The organism is Streptomyces sp. NPDC002324 (assembly GCF_053593335.1).
In genome coordinates, this window is record NZ_JBSFCF010000039.1 from 44,406 (window position 1) to 59,444 (window position 15,039).

Sequence of the window (15,039 nt, forward strand, 5' to 3'; positions counted from 1 at the left end):
ACCTGTCTACGGCCGCTGCAGGCCCGCCCGTTCCAGCGCCCTGACCATGGCGGGGCGTTCCGGTGCCCGCCGGTCGGGTCCGGTGGCGAGGGAGAACAGGAGGTCCCGCGTCAGCCGGTAACTCTCGGCATGGTCCAGCAGGGTCGCGGCGTCGTGGGCCGGCATGGCGCCGTGGTCCTCGTCGGCGATCACCTGGAGGACGTCCGTCCTGTCGACGAAGCGGCTCACACCGCAGTCGAGTCCGTCGTCCTTCAGGGTGGGCGGGTACGGGGCCCGGGCCCAGGTGCCGTTCTCGTACCAGTAGACGCAGCCGAGTTCGCAGCCCTCCAGCAGGTCCCGCAGTCGCTCGTGCGGGAGCCATGCGGGGGCACCGGCGAGCATGTCGACCGGCGGCTCGTGCCACTTGACCTGACTCGACTCGTCCTCTCCGAAGAGGACGTACCGGCCCGCGCCCCGCTGTGCGAAGCCCCACCATGTGCAGCCGGCGTCGTCCAGATGAAGTCCTTCGTCGTCCACCCAGGTTCCCGTGCGGTGGTGCCCCGCACGCTCGTCCGCCGTGGTGGCCTCCAGCACGGCGACGAGCGCCCAACGCGCCCACAGAACCTCCGCCGACGGCAGGTCCCCGGGCAGCCCCGGCCGGTTGACGGTCATGTCCCACACTCCGGGGTTCGACGTCGATCACGATCACGGCAAGGCTCTCACGGGCCGAACGGTCGACAGCCCCTCCCCTCGGCCCGGGCGACCGCGTTGTCGGTGCCCCCTCGTAGGGTGTCCACAAGATCCCTTCGTACGCCGGAGAACCCGTGACCGCATCGGCTCGCCTCGTCGCCACGCACGCCGCCCCCCTCTCCTCGTCCGAGGCCGACGCTCCGTACGCGGAGCACCGGCCGGGGAAGCGGCTGCTGGTGCAGCGCGGCGACACCGAACTGGTGGTACGGGTCCTGGAGCGGCCGGCGGACGCGTCGGGCGAGTCCGCGCCGATCCGCTTCCCGGCGCCCTGGCCACGCCGCTTCGGCACGTGCGCGGTGGCACCGACCCTGGACCTGGCCGTCTTCGCCGGGGTCCACTCGGTACGGGCGGTGGACCGAACCGGCGCGGTGCGGTGGGAGATTCGGCACCGCTGCTGGGCCGGCACGGGCCGCGAGCCGCACGAGACGCACGGATCGTACGACGAGTACGCCGACGACAGGGACCATCGCCACGCGAGCAGCGGATCGGCCGGTTTCTCGTCCGACGGAACCGTGGTGTGGGCGCATGTCCCAGGACCCGTCGCCGAGGAGGGCCAGGAACGAGAAGCCGCCGAGCCTGCCAAGGAGGAATGGCTCGTCGTCGACGCCGCCCAGGGGCGTGTGCTCGCACGGGCGGACGCGCGGGCGGCGGCTGCCGGATCGGTCCACGTACCCCACCCGGATCCGAGCCAGATGGGCCTGTCCATCGGGGAGGGCCAGGAGGGCGCCCCGCTGCGGTGGGGACGCTGGGACGGCCGGACGCTCTCCGTCTCCTACTTCGACGACGAGGACCGGATACTCATGGCGGTGAGCCCGTCCGGCGACCGTCTCCTGACGGTCTCCCACGATCAGGACACCCTCGCCGTGCACGCCGTGACCGACGGCGCGGTGGAGGCCGAGCTGAGCGCCGACACCGTTCCGGCGCAGCCCGAGGCGGACACGGACGACGAGGACGAGGACGCGACCGAGGCGTTCTGGGACTACGAGGGAGGCTTCCTCGACGAAAGGACCGGTATCGCCGGCACGGTCGAGAGCGACGAGGAGTACGGGGAGGGCCGACACTGGCTCATCGACCTGCCCCTGATGCGCCTGGGCGACCGCATCACCTACCCCGAACCGGTGTCCGGCCCACCGAGGGGGCTCGGCGACGGCACCTGGTACACGGTCTCCGAGGCGGGCGACACCTTGCGCGTCTGGATTCTGTGACGACCGGGGTACGGGGCCGGGCCCGCCCGCGACCCGCGTGCTATCCGCGCTCCGCCAACCGCCGCCACTGACGTCCGCCGTCGCGGGAGGTCCACACTCCTTCGCCCTTCACCAGGTCGTACGTCGCCGTCGTCGCGTCCGCGATGCCGTAGAGCGTCGTGCCGTGGACGGCGATCGACGTGAAGGGCACCGGTGTCCTCAGCTCGTGGAAGGTGCTGTCGCCGCGGCCGTCGGCGAGCCAGTAGCGGCCGCCTTCCTCGCCGACGAGCAGCCGGCCGTCCGTGAGCACCTCCAGGACCAGCGACTCCTCGCCCCGGTCCAGGTCCTTCCAGGGAATGCCGCCGTCGAGGACCGTGCGCCAGTGCGCGCCGTCGTCCGTCGTCACCAACAGGCCGCGCACACCCTCGTCCAGTGCGAGGGCCAGCGCCGCGGTGCCGCTCGCCGCGGCGAGTCCGGTCCCCGCGTAGGGCTGCGGGACGGCCTCGGAGCCCAGGGTGCGGCCGCCGCGCTGCCGTACGACCCGGTGGGGGTCGTCGGTGAGGGACTGCTCCAGGCTCCAGATCGTGCCCTGTTCGTCGACGGCGAAGTCGATGGCCTCGTCCGGCGCTCCGGCCGGGGGCGCCATCGTGCGCGTGGCGGGGCGGTAGACGAGGGTCGGTTCCGGTTCGGCGAGCAGGATGTCGCCGGGGCGGGTGCGCAGCGGGGTGTCGGTGACGACGACCTCGTACCGCTCGCCGCGTACGTCGAGGCCGTACGCTCCCTCGCTCCCCTCCCCCGAAGGCACCTTCACGAAGCCCCCGGGCACTCCCTCGAACGCGGTCCGCACCGCCTCCGCGTTCGTGTGCTCCGCGTGCTCGGCGACCGTACGGCCCGCCGGGTCGACGATGCGCCAGGCGGTGGCGGCCGGCCCCTCGTCGTCCTCGACGTTGCCGGCGTCGTACGTCAGCAGCAGTGAGCCGTCACCCGAGCGGGCGACACCGGACGGTGCGCCGGCCGCCTCGACGACGTCGGCGGGACGCGGACGGGGGTCCTCGATGACGCGCTGGTACCGCGCCTCCCGGCCGCCGCTGCCCCGCTCCCCGTCGGCCCCGCTCGCGGCGGAGCCCCCGGCGCCCGCGGGTCCACAGGCGCCGAGCGCCACCGCCGTACCCACCGCGGCCACCAACTCGGCCGCCCGCCACCCGCGTTCCCTGAGCCGCATCATGGCCGCATCCTCCCACGTGGCCCCGCCGCGGCAGCCGGACGGTGAAGTTCCCGATCTTGGGCACACGATCAGTTGATCTTCTTACCGGTCTCATGAGGGGGCATGCCGTGACCACATCCGCGCGACGTACACCGCCTGCGCACCGCCGACGAGGGTTCGACCTTCGCGCCACCGCCCTGTTCTTCGTCCTTCTCGCCGTGGTCGTATGCGCGTCGGGCTTCGCGGTCCACACGGTGGCCGGGGCTGTCGAGCGGCGCCCCGCCTGGGTGTTCGTCCTGGTCGTCGTGGGTGTCGCGGGTTCCGTGGGGCTGCGTCGCCGGTGGCACGTGGCGAGAGCGGCACGCCGAGCGGCGGCGGCGCTCGACGAGGCGGCGCGGGAGGCGGCCGCCCGTCTGGAAGCCGAGGCCGAGGCTGAGGCTGAAGTTCTGGCGATTCCCCGTCCGCGTCCGGCCGCCGAGGCCACCGTCGACGTCGACTACGACGCCCTGACGCCGGAGGGGTTCGAGGAGGCGATCGCCGCCCTCTGCGCACGCGACGGCTGCACGGCGGTCGACGTCGTGGGAGGGGCCGGGGACCTGGGCGCCGATGTCGTCGCCGTGGCTCCCGACGGGTGCCGGGTCGTCATCCAGTGCAAGCAGTACGGCGACTCCCACCGCGTCGGCTCCCAGGATCTGCAGCGCTTCGGCGGCACCTGCTTCACCGTCCACGAGGCTGATGTCGCCGTGCTGGTCACCACCAGCGACTTCACCGCGCCGGCACTGGAGTACGCCGAGCGGTGCGGGATCGTGTGCGTGGACCGGGAGGCCCTGCGGGCCTGGACGGACGGCACCGGCCCCCGGCCCTGGGAGGCCCCTCTCGCGGAGTGGACGGCCGGATGAGGACGGCACGCTCAGTCGAGACAGAACTCGTTGCCCTCGATGTCCTGCATCACGATGCAGGAATCGCTGCCGTCGTACAGGAGCCGCACGCGTACCGCGCCGAGCGCGAGCAGGCGGGTGCATTCTGCCTCCAGCGTGGCCAGCCGCTCCTCGCCCACGAGTCCGGTGCCGACCCGCACGTCGAGATGCACCCGGTTCTTGGCGGTTTTGCCCTCGGGGACGCGCTGAAAGTACAGGCGCGGGCCGACACCCGAGGGATCACCGCAGGCGAACCACGAACCCCGGTCCTCCGGGGACTGGGAGGCGTTGAAGTCGTCCCAGGTGTCGAAGCCCTTCGGCGGTGACGGTACGGCGTACCCCAGGACCTCGCACCAGAAGCGGGCGAGGCGCTCGGGTTCCGCGCAGTCGAAGGTGACTTGGAACTTCCTGATCGTTGGCATCGGCGCACCCTACCCCGCTCGTCGCGGGCCGGGCGGGGCCCGTCAGCGGTGGAGGTAGAAGCGGACGGTGGTGCTGTCCGGGGCGGTGTGCAGGCGTACGAGGTCGGAGACGTAGTGGACCAGCATCAGGCCCCGCCCGCCCAACTGGTCACGGGCCGGCGGCCGGCGGCCGGCCAGCTGGTCGGTCAGCCGGCCACGGTCGTGGACCTCGCAGACGATCTGCTCGCCGTCCGCCCAGATCCGCAGGGTTCCCGTGCCGCCGCCGTGCACCACGCTGTTGGTGGTCAGTTCCGCGACCGCGAGCATCAGATCCTGCCGCCGGTCCTCGCCAAGGCCCAACTGCTTGGCTTCCTGGACCGCGAAGGCGCGTGCCTCGGGGAGGGCTTTCGCGTCGAACGACAGCGACGCGGCTCCGGGCGGGCAGGCGAGGGGCTGGTTGTAGCGGGCGACGACGCGGTCGGGATCGTAGGCGTCGCTGGGCAGTTCGACGCCGGTGTCGATGACGACGGGATGCGTGGCGTAGGCGTCGGTGAGCACCTCGGGCTCCAGCGCGTCCGCGTCGTAGGGACACAGGATCGTCACCTCGCGGCCCTGGAAGGCCGCGTTGATGAGCGCCTCGTGCTGGACGCACGCCGGGTACTCCACGGCCGAACGGCCGGCCCAGATCGGCTCGCCGATGATCCGCACCCGGCCCGCCGGGTGGGCGTCGGCGAAGGCCCGCAGGACACCGGGGATGATCCGCCCCGGGTTGCGGCCCACCCGGGTCATGTCGAGGAACGTGACCTTGTCGGCGCTCGCTCCCATCCCGGCCTTGATCAGTTCGAGGTGGGGGCCGGGAACGGCGACGGCGACGGCCTCTCCGGCGGCCAGGCCCTCGGTCAGGAACGGCACCGTGCCCGCCGTGTACTGCTCCTCGCCCCGGTAGAACAGCGCGGGGTGCACGAAAGGTTCGACGGGGAGGACCGTGCTCATCGTCCTGCCACCTCGATCCCCGTATGGCCGGGCCAGAAGATGTGCAGGATGCGCTCCAGCTCCGGCGGCGGACGGTCCACGACGATGCGACCGCTGCCCAGTCGCTGCGCGGTGACCGCCAGCGCCGCGGTGCCGCCCACATCGATGGACATCAGATCGGACAGTTCCACGAAGGAGACCTCCGTATGGAGGCGCGCCAGGTCCTCCAGTCCTTGTTCCCAGAACGAGCGGGTGATCACGTTGATTTCTCCTGCAGCACGAATACCAGGACGACCGGGCAGAGAGCGGATCTCCAGCACCGCGCCGCCACGCGGCGACCCCGGCACCGTCCTGTGCGCACCATGAGAGACGTCCACGCCCTCTCCCCCTGCATCTGACTGCCCCAGCGGGCTACGGACACGTCATCGTATAACTCTCGTCGGCGCTCGGATCCGTTCGTGAATACGCACGCATGACTGCGGGCAGACGGGGTAGGCGGCACGCCGGCGGCCGAGTCCACGGACTGAGGCCGGCTGACCAGCGAGGGAGGAAAGCAAGGATGACGGCGACAACGAGTCTTGGGACGAGCGTCGGCCACACCACCGTTCAGCTGCCGGAGATCTCCGATCCGCTGAAGGTGGCACCCAGGGACGCGCGATCGCTGTCGAAGCTGTTCTTCGAGCAGCTGGCCGTCCTCGAAGAGGGCACCCACGCATACCAGTACGCCCGCAACACACTGATCGAGATGAACATCTCCCTCGTCCGCTACGCGGCCGGCCGGTTCCGCAGCCGGGGCGCGGACGAGATGGAGGACATCGTCCAGGTCGGCATGATCGGCCTGATCAAGGCGATCGACCGGTTCGAACTCTCGCGCGAGGTGGAGTTCACCACCTTCGCCGTCCCCTACATCGTCGGAGAGATCAGGCGGTTCTTCCGCGACACCTCCTGGGCCGTGCACGTGCCCCGTCGCCTGAAGGAGGCCCGCGTCGAACTCGCCCGCGCCACCGACGAACTCAGCAGTCGCCTCGGCCGCGGTCCGACGGTCAAGGAACTGGCCGAGCTGATGAACCTCTCCGAGCAGGAGGTCATCGAGGCACGTCTGGCCGCCAACGGCTACAACTCCTCCTCCCTCGACGCCGCCATCGGTGGTGACGAGACCGGGGAGGCGGCGCTCGCGGACTTCATCGGCAGCGAGGACGCCGGCATGGAGCTGGTCGAGGACTTCCACGCCCTCGCCCCGCTCCTCGCCGAACTGGACGAACGCGACCGGCGGATCATCCACATGCGGTTCGTCGAAGAACTCACCCAGGTCCAGATCGCCGAACATCTCGGCTGCTCGCAGATGCACGTCTCCCGTCTGCTCTCGCGCACCCTGGCCCGCCTGCGCCGGGGCATGCTGAGCACGAACTGAACCCAGCGGCATCCCGGCGGCCGGCCGTCCGTTCCGGGCGGTCGTCACCGGGGTTCAGCGGTCGTCGCCCGTCCGGCCGGTACCGGCCGGACGGAAGCACGCCGACACCGTCTTGCCGTGCCGCTGACACTTCATCTCCAGCTCGTCGGCGAGCATCCGTACGATGCCCACGCCGCGGCCGGAGACCTCCCCGGCCTGCGGATCGCGCTGGCGCGGCAGGGTGGGGTCCTCGTCATGGACGCTCACCTGAAGGCAGTCGCCGTCCCAGGTGAGGATCAGATGCGCGTCACTGTGCGCGTGGACATGTGCGTTGGTGAGCAGTTCGGACACGGCCAGAACGATGGCGTCCACCGTCTGCGGCTCGGCGGCGGTCCATGGAAGTGACTCCAACTGCCTCCGTGTCCACCGCCGGCCGGCCCGCACACCCCCGGACACGGGAAACGAATGTGCCCAGCCCTTCGCCTTGATCGTCACCGGCTTCCCCGTTCTGTCCTCGGAACCGATCTCGTACCCCTCGTGTGCCCGCCGACGGCGTTCACAGACGTCCCGTGGGCCGATGAGATCCCGTCGTCCGGTACCGAGCCGTCACGGCTCCGTCAGGGTCCTAGGTCACCTGGACGCCCACGAGGCAGGTGTCGTCGTCCGTGTCGGACTTGCTGTGGGTGAGCAGACGGTCCAGCTGCTGGTCGAGCGTCGGCGGGACCGTGCGCGCGGCCGTCAGCAGCTGGGCCAGTGATTCCTCCACGGACCGGTCACGGCGTTCGATCAAGCCGTCCGTGTACATCAACAGGGTGTCGTCGACGGCCAGCTGGGTCTCGTTCTCCTCGTACGTCGCCTCGGGCAGCGCACCCAGCAGCAGCCCCTTGACCAGGGGCAGCGGGGTCGCCTCACCGGCGCGCACCAGAACGGGCGGCAGATGGCCCGCCCGGGCCCAGCGCAGGGTGTGGCGGTCGGGGTCGTACAGGCCGCAGACCGCGGTGGCGGTGACGGCGCCGGTCAGATGGTGGGCCACCATGTTGAGCCAGGACAGCAACTGGCCCGGTCCCGCGCCGGTCACGGCCAGCCCGCGCAACGCGTTGCGCAGGACGACCATGCTGGTGGCGGCCTCTATGCCGTGCCCGGCGACGTCTCCCACACACAGCAGGACCAGCCCGGACGGCAGGACGACCGCGTCGTACCAGTCACCACCGACCAGGTTCTGGGTCTCGGCGGGCCGGTAGCGCACGGCCACACGCAGCCCGGGGGCCTCCAGCGGGGCCTGCGCGGGCGGCATGATCGCGTGCTGGAGCTGGAGGGTGAGCCGGTCGCGTTCGCTCGCCTGCTGCTCGGAGTGGGCGAGCTGGTCGCGGGTGGCGGCGAGGGCGACCTCCGTCCAGTGGTGGGCGGAGATGTCCTGGTAGGCGCCGCGGACGACGGACAGCCGGCCGTCGGAGTCGAGGACCGGCTCGGCCACGACGCGGATGTGCCGGGTGACACCGTCGGGGCGCTGGAGCCGGAAGGCCGCGGAGGCGGGGCGACGGTGGTGGAGCAGCGTGCGCAGGAACCTGCCGATGGCGACGGCGTCGTCGGGGTGGGCGTGGGCGGGCAGGTCCTCCAGTGGGACCGGGCCGCTGACGGAGGGCTTGCCGTAGAGGCTGTAGAGCTGGCCGTTCCAGGTGATCTCGCCGGTGAGGAGGTTCTCCTCGAAGCCACCGATGCGGCCGAGGCGCTGGGCGTGCTGCAACAGGCTCGCCAGCCGGGCGGTCTCGTCCTCGATGCGCCAGATGAGCAGCACGCTGCCGCCGTGCCGGCTGATGTTGACGTCGGCCACCGCCGACAGCGGGACCTCGTCCACCAGGGACGTGAGTCGCATGCGGCGGGCCCGGAAGGGCTCACCGGTGGCGTAGACCCGCTCCACCTGCCCGAACAGCTCGCGCTCTCCGGCGGCCATCGGATACGTCTCCAGGAGCAGGGCTCCGTTGACGGCCCCGCGCGGCCGGCCGGCCGGGTCGAGGAAGCGGCCGTTGACGTGCTGGATGCGGAAGTCGACGAGTTCTCCGGTGGCGTCCAGGTACGGGACGAGCACCAGCGCGGGGTCGTGCAGGCCGTCGGCCAGGTTGATCAGTTCGGCGACGTCGGGCAGGGTCGCGGCCCGCGAGCCCTCGTCGGTGCGGTCCGGGACGTAGGTCTCCAGGGCGTGCGCGCACAGCTCGGCCAGTGCCTCGACCTGGCGGACGATCTGCGGGGGCTGGGCCTGCAGTGGTGTGGGCCAGACGATCTCCAGCACGCCGTGGATGCGGCCGCCGGTGCCCGCGGGTACGGCGACGCGGCCGCCGTCGGGGTGGTGGTGCCGGCCGATGGAGGGCAGGCCGGTCTCGGACAGACAGCCGATCCATTGGCCCCTTCGCTCGCCGAGCCCATGGCGTGCCACTGTGGCGACCCCCGGAGGCACGTACCGCCAGCGGGCCGCCTCCGCGGCGGGGAAGCCCGCGCTGCCGGCCAGGGTGAGGGAGCCGTCGGCGCCCAGCGCCCAGATGGCCACCGCTTCGGCGCCGAGCGGTGTCAGAGCGTGTTCCAGCAGGGAGTCGGCCACGGCCTGGGCGTCGTGGGCGGCCAGCGCGCCGCTCTCGGCGGTCCGCAGCCGTACGGCCGGGGAGTCGCCCCGCGGCGCCTCGGGCGCCTCGTGGCGGCCCTCCGTGATCGCGAGGAAGGTGGTGGTGACCTCGGAGAGCCGGTCGCGCGCGGCCTGGTTGATGACGTCGACGGCGAATTCGAGGGGGGTCACGCCCGCCTGCTCGGTCAGCTCGGTGAGCTGGCGTGCCGCCTGCGACGGCCCGCACCCCAGCCGCTCGACGAGGATGCCCTTGGCCAGCTCGATCAGGGCACGCCCGTCCGCCTCGGCCTGCGCCTCCTGCACCTCGCGGCGCAACCGCTCCACGGTCGCGGCGAGCCGGCCCACGGGGGTCGACACCCCCTTGCCGTCCCCTTCACCTCCGTCGGCCTTCTCCTCGTCCGCCTCCTGGCGGCCCGGCACGGCGGGAAGGTCGTCACGGGGCACGGACAGCAAGCCGAAAAGGTCGTCGGACGGCAAGCCGGTGCCGGCCGTCGGGTCGTCGACGGGCGACTGGTCCGTCGGCGCGCCGGCGTCCTGCGGCTCGGCCGGCTGGTGGGGATTGCTCACGTTCGACCTGTTCCTCGGCTCGGGTGTCCGGGGACACCGCACGGTCGGCTGGTACGCGGGGCGGCGGGTGTCCCCGTCATACGGACAGCCAGCGCCGGACGCGGCCGATGAGGTCGTTGGTGTCGACCGGCTTGGTGACGTAGTCGTTCGCGCCCGAGGCGAGACTCTTCTCCTGATCGCCGGGCATGGCCTTCGCGGTGACGGCGATGATGGGCAGTTCGGCGTACTGGGGCATCGATCGGATCTCCGCGGTGGCCGAGTACCCGTCCATCTCGGGCATCATCACGTCCATCAGCACCAGCGAGATGTCGGGGTGGGCGAGCAGCATCTCGATGCCCCTGCGGCCGTTGTCGGCGTGCAGGACCTGGAAGCCGTGGAGTTCCAGCATCCCGCTCAGTGCGAAGAGGTTGCGCGCGTCGTCGTCGACCACGAGCACCGTACGGCCGAGGAAGGCGCCGTCGACGACCTGCGCGGCGGGGCGCTGGGACTCCTCGGCGCGCACCAGGGACAGCACGTCGCCCGGCTCCTCGGCGGACAGGTGCAGGGTGATCCGTTCGCGTAGTTCGTCCAGGCTGGAGAGGAAGTCCAGCGGGCGGTTCTCGGCGCGCGAGCGCAGCGTCTGCTCGTGCGCCAGGTCCACGCGGTGACCGGTGTGCACGAGGACGGGCACGCTGGCGAGCGCGGAGTCGCCCTCCATGGCCTCCAGCAGTCGGGCGCCCTCGCCGTCGGGCGTGCCGAGTTCGAGGACCACGCAGTGGCAGGGTTCGGCGGCCAGTGTGCTCGCGGCCTCCTGGGCGCCGATCGCGGTGATGATGTCGATCGCGCCGGGCGGGTCGTCGCCGGGTGCGAGGTCGGCGACCGCGCGTTCGGCGACGAGGGTCAGCAGTCCGCGCGGGCGGTCCTCGACGACGAGCAGACGGCGTCGGCGGTGCTCGGGCGCCGCGTGGGAATCGGCGTCCTGCCGGTCGGCCGAGGTCAGCTCGCGTCCGGCGGGGTGCGGGTCGGGCGGCAGGGCGCTGCCGTCGAGCACGTCCTGGAAGTCGGCGCGTGCCACGGGCAGGTAGAGGGTGAAGGTGCTGCCCTGTCCGGGCGTGCTGTCGACGGTGACGGCACCGCCGAGCAGATGGGCGATCTCCCGGGTGATCGACAGGCCGAGGCCGGTGCCGCCGTACTTGCGGCTGGTGGTGCCGTCGGCCTGCTGGAAGGCCCCGAAGATGGTCTCCAGCTGCTGCTGGGGGATGCCGATACCGGTGTCCTTCACCCGGAAGGCCACGACGGCGCCGCCGCGCAGGACGCCCGTGGGCACCTCCCGGTCCGCGGCGGGTTCGATGCGCAGGGCGACGCTGCCCTGTTCGGTGAACTTCACCGCGTTCGACAGGAGGTTGCGCAGGATCTGACGCAGCCGGGAGTCGTCGGTGAGCAGGTCCGCGGGGGTGCCCGGCGCGGTGGCCACCGTGAAGTCCAGGCTCTTCTGCGTCGTCATCGGCCGGAACGTCGCCTCGACGTACTCCAACAGCTTGCGCAGCGGCACCCGTTCCGGGGTGACGTCCATCTTGCCCGCCTCGACCTTCGACAGGTCGAGGATGTCGTTGATCAGCTGCAGCAGGTCGGAGCCCGCCGAGTGGATGATGCCCGCGTACTCGACCTGTTTGGGTGTCAGGTTGCGTGAGGGGTTCTGTGCCAGCAACTGGGCGAGGATCAGCAGGCTGTTGAGCGGGGTGCGCAGTTCGTGGCTCATGTTCGCCAGGAACTCGGACTTGTACTTCGACGCCAGCGCCAGCTGCTGTGCGCGGGTCTCCAGCTCCTGCCGTGCCTGTTCGATCTCCAGGTTCTTGGCCTCGATGTCGCTGTTCTGCGAGGCCAGCAGGGAGGCCTTCTCCTCCAGTTCGGCGTTGGAGCGCTGCAGTTCGTCCTGCTGCACCTGCAACTCCTCGGAGCGGGCCTGGAGTTCGGCCGTCAGCCGCTGCGACTCCCCCAGCAGCTCGTCGGTGCGCGCGTTGGCCACGATGGTGTTGAGGTTGACGCCGATGGTCGGCATCAGCTGGGAGAGGAAGTCCTGGTGGATCTGGGTGAAGGGGGTGACGGAGCCCAGTTCGATGACTCCGAGGACCTGGTCCTCGACCACGATGGGCAGCACCACCAGGGCGCTGGGCACGGCCTCCCCGAGACCTGAGGAGATCGTCACGTAGTTCGGCGGTAGTTCCTCGACACTGATGGGCCGGCGGTTGCGCGCGGCCTGCCCGACCAGCGAGCGCCCGACGGGGATGCGCTCGGGCCGGTCGGTGTCGTCGGGATAGCCGTACGAGCCCACCAGCCGCAGCTCGGGACCGCGCTCGGTGTCCTCCGCGAGGAAGAAGGCGCCGTACTGGGCGGAGGCCAGGGGCGCGAGTTCGTCCATGATGAGTTCGGCGACGACGGGCAGGTCGCGGTGGCCCTGCATCAGGCCGGAGATCCGGGCGAGGTTGGTCTTCAGCCAGTCCTGCTCCTGGTTGGCCCGTGTGGTCTCCCGCAGGGACTCCACCATGGAGTTGATGTTGTCCTTGAGGTCGGCGACCTCGCCCGACGCCTCCACGGTGATGGAGCGGGTCAGGTCGCCCTCGGCGACGGCGCTGGTGACCTCGGCGATCGCGCGGACCTGGCGGGTGAGGTTCCCGGCGAGTTCGTTGACGTTCTCGGTGAGCCGCTTCCAGGTGCCCTCGACGCCCTCGACCTCTGCCTGTCCCCCGAGCCGGCCCTCGCTGCCGACCTCGCGGGCGACGCGGGTGACCTCGGCGGCGAACGACGACAGCTGGTCGACCATCGTGTTGATGGTCGTCTTCAGTTCCAGGATCTCGCCGCGGGCGTCGACGTCGATCTTCTTCGACAGGTCGCCGTTGGCCACCGCCGTCGTCACCAGGGCGATGTTGCGGACCTGGCCGGTCAGGTTGTTGGCCATCGAGTTGACGTTGTCGGTGAGGTCCTTCCACGTGCCCGCGACGTTCGGCACGTGCGCCTGGCCGCCCAGCCGTCCCTCGGTGCCGACCTCGCGGGCGACACGGGTGACCTCGTCGGCGAAGGCGGAGAGCGTGTCGACCATGGTGTTGATGACGTCCGCGAGGGCCGCGACCTCGCCCTTGGCCTCGACCGTGATCTTCTGGGAGAGGTCGCCGCGCGCGACGGCGGTGGCGACCTGGGCGATCGAGCGGACCTGGCCCGTCAGGTTCGACGCCATCACGTTGACGTTGTCCGTCAGGTCCTTCCAGGTCCCCGACGCGCCCCGGACGATGGCCTGTCCGCCCAGGTTGCCCTCCGTGCCGACCTCGCGGGCGACGCGGGTGACCTCGTCGGCGAAACCGGACAGCTGATCCACCATCGTGTTGATGGTGTCCTTGAGCTGCAGGATCTCACCACGGGCGTCCACGGTGATCTTCTGGGAAAGGTCGCCCTGAGCCACCGCCGTGGCCACCTGGGCGATGTTGCGGACCTGCGAGGTGAGGTTGGCCCCCATGAAGTTCACGGAGTCCGTGAGGTCCCGCCAGGTGCCCTTCACGCCCTTGACGTCCGCCTGCCCGCCGAGTCGTCCCTCGGTGCCGACCTCACGGGCGACACGGGTGACCTCGTCGGCGAAACCGGACAGCTGATCCACCATCGTGTTGATGGTGTTCTTCAACTCCTGAATCTCACCACGGGCATCCACCGTGATCTTCTGCGACAGATCACCCTCGGCCACCGCCGTGGTCACCTGAGCGATGTTGCGGACCTGCGAGGTGAGGTTCCCCGCCATGAAGTTGACCGAATCGGTCAGGTCGCGCCAGACACCGCCGACGCCGGGCACCTGGGCCTGACCGCCGAGCCGGCCCTCGCTGCCGACCTCACGGGCGACGCGGGTGACCTCGTCGGCGAACGCGGAGAGCTGGTCGACCATCGTGTTGACGGTCTCCTTCAGCTGCAGGATCTCGCCGCGCGCGGGTACGTCGATCTTCTGCGACAGGTCACCCTTGGCGACCGCGGTCGCGACCTGCGCGATGTCGCGCACCTGCGTGGTCAGATTGCCCGCCATGGCGTTGACCGAGTCGGTCAGGTCGGCCCAGGTGCCCGAGACCCCCGGAACCTCGGCCTGACCGCCGAGCGTGCCTTCGGTGCCCACCTCCCGCGCCACCCGCGTAACTTCCGACGTGAACACGGACAGCTGGTCCACCATGCCGTTGAAAACCGTGGCGATGTCGCCGAGCAGGCCCTCACCGTCGGACGGCAGCCGGGTACCGAAGTCGCCGTCGCGCACGGCGGTCAGTCCGGCCAGAAGCTGACGTAGCTCCTGCTCGCCCGGGGCCCGGTCGACGGCCTCGATCGTCTTGCTGCTCATGCGCACCCTCGTTCCGCTCCCCAAGAGCCCTCGCGCCGAGGACTCGGAACCCGCGCCGGGCCGTGGCCGGCCCGCTCACCGCCCGCATTTCCGCAGTTCACGAATCGGCCCGATGAGAAAATCCGGTGAAGGTTAACTCAGTTGTCGTCCGACAACCAAAGCCTGGTGCAGGCATCCCGACCGCCCCGAAAAGATACCGGCCGGAGGGGAATACATGACCGAGTACGGGGCACTCGGCGGGGTTGGTCAAGGCCCCCGCCCAGCCCCGGTCCGACCTCTCGCCCCCCTTGCGCGACTCCCTCCACGAACCGCTCACGCGATCCCGAGAAAAAATCTTGGCCGACCATGTCGAGAACCCGCAACCCGCTCCGTCCCCGCTGTGGACACCGGAGGAGATCTCCGCGCACATCCAGTACATGAACGACTTCGCGGCCCGGCTGGAGAAGAGCGGCGAGTTCGTCGACGGTCAGGCGCTGGCCCCCGAGGGGACGTGGGTGCGGTACGACGGTGAGGGGCGCCCGCCGGTCACCGACGGACCGTTCGCCGAGACGAAGGACCTCATCGCCGGCTGGATGGTGATCGACGTCGACACCTACGAACGCGCCGTCGAACTGGCCGGTGAGCTGTCGGCCGCCCCCGGGGCGGGCGGGAAGCCGATCCACGAATGGCTGGAGCTGCGCCCCTTCCTGACCGCGCACCCCACCATCACGGAGTGACCT

12 protein-coding genes are annotated in these 15,039 nt (G+C 71.0%); 4 read left to right on the plus strand and 8 right to left on the minus strand.

The window, feature by feature from the left end:
* Positions 1-6: 6 nt before the first annotated feature.
* The gene (locus tag ACWCRJ_RS35735) at positions 7-651 is read right to left on the minus strand and encodes a hypothetical protein (protein ID WP_450943174.1); all 645 of its coding nucleotides are present in this window, start codon (positions 649-651) and stop codon (positions 7-9) included.
* 152 nt (positions 652-803) lie between these two features.
* Between ACWCRJ_RS35735 and ACWCRJ_RS35740 the strand changes: the two genes are divergently transcribed.
* Positions 804-1,934, plus strand: coding sequence for a hypothetical protein (locus ACWCRJ_RS35740; protein ID WP_450943175.1), 1,131 nt, complete (start codon positions 804-806; stop codon positions 1,932-1,934).
* Positions 1,935-1,974: 40 nt separating this feature from the next.
* Here the strand turns inward: ACWCRJ_RS35740 and ACWCRJ_RS35745 are convergent, their stop codons facing one another.
* Positions 1,975-3,138 carry a hypothetical protein gene (locus ACWCRJ_RS35745; RefSeq protein WP_450943176.1) on the minus strand — a complete coding sequence of 388 codons (1,164 nt, stop codon included), beginning with the start codon at positions 3,136-3,138 and terminating at the stop codon, positions 1,975-1,977.
* Positions 3,139-3,245: 107 nt separating this feature from the next.
* Between ACWCRJ_RS35745 and ACWCRJ_RS35750 the strand changes: the two genes are divergently transcribed.
* The gene (locus ACWCRJ_RS35750; protein WP_450943177.1) at positions 3,246-4,016 is read left to right on the plus strand and encodes a restriction endonuclease; all 771 of its coding nucleotides are present in this window, start codon (positions 3,246-3,248) and stop codon (positions 4,014-4,016) included.
* A gap of 11 nt (positions 4,017-4,027) precedes the next feature.
* Here the strand turns inward: ACWCRJ_RS35750 and ACWCRJ_RS35755 are convergent, their stop codons facing one another.
* The 3 genes from ACWCRJ_RS35755 to ACWCRJ_RS35765 are packed head-to-tail and all read right to left on the minus strand — an operon-like array spanning position 4,028 to position 5,784.
* The gene (locus tag ACWCRJ_RS35755; RefSeq protein WP_450943178.1) at positions 4,028-4,456 is read right to left on the minus strand and encodes a VOC family protein; all 429 of its coding nucleotides are present in this window, start codon (positions 4,454-4,456) and stop codon (positions 4,028-4,030) included.
* Between the two features lie 42 nt (positions 4,457-4,498).
* Entirely contained in the window at positions 4,499-5,428 is a 930-nt protein-coding gene (locus tag ACWCRJ_RS35760) for an anti-sigma factor RsbA family regulatory protein (protein ID WP_450943179.1), read from the minus strand.
* Positions 5,425-5,784, minus strand: a complete 360-nt coding sequence (locus ACWCRJ_RS35765) for a hypothetical protein (RefSeq protein WP_450943180.1) — start codon at positions 5,782-5,784, stop codon at positions 5,425-5,427. Before ACWCRJ_RS35765 ends, ACWCRJ_RS35760 begins: the two co-directional genes overlap by 4 nt.
* Before the next feature lie 182 nt (positions 5,785-5,966).
* On the opposite strand from ACWCRJ_RS35765, the gene ACWCRJ_RS35770 reads away from it, so the two are divergent.
* The gene (locus tag ACWCRJ_RS35770; protein WP_450943181.1) at positions 5,967-6,818 is read left to right on the plus strand and encodes an RNA polymerase sigma factor SigF; all 852 of its coding nucleotides are present in this window, start codon (positions 5,967-5,969) and stop codon (positions 6,816-6,818) included.
* A gap of 54 nt (positions 6,819-6,872) precedes the next feature.
* Here the strand turns inward: ACWCRJ_RS35770 and ACWCRJ_RS35775 are convergent, their stop codons facing one another.
* From ACWCRJ_RS35775 to ACWCRJ_RS35785, 3 genes are all read right to left on the minus strand, one after another.
* Positions 6,873-7,292 (minus strand): ATP-binding protein, encoded by a 420-nt coding sequence (locus ACWCRJ_RS35775; protein ID WP_450943182.1) that lies wholly within the window; start codon positions 7,290-7,292, stop codon positions 6,873-6,875.
* Positions 7,293-7,422: 130 nt separating this feature from the next.
* The gene (locus ACWCRJ_RS35780; RefSeq protein WP_450943183.1) at positions 7,423-9,978 is read right to left on the minus strand and encodes a SpoIIE family protein phosphatase; all 2,556 of its coding nucleotides are present in this window, start codon (positions 9,976-9,978) and stop codon (positions 7,423-7,425) included.
* 76 nt (positions 9,979-10,054) lie between these two features.
* Positions 10,055-14,320 (minus strand): HAMP domain-containing protein, encoded by a 4,266-nt coding sequence (locus tag ACWCRJ_RS35785; protein ID WP_450943184.1) that lies wholly within the window; start codon positions 14,318-14,320, stop codon positions 10,055-10,057.
* Between the two features lie 335 nt (positions 14,321-14,655).
* Between ACWCRJ_RS35785 and ACWCRJ_RS35790 the strand changes: the two genes are divergently transcribed.
* Entirely contained in the window at positions 14,656-15,036 is a 381-nt protein-coding gene (locus ACWCRJ_RS35790; protein ID WP_450943185.1) for a YciI family protein, read from the plus strand.
* Positions 15,037-15,039: the final 3 nt, after the last annotated feature.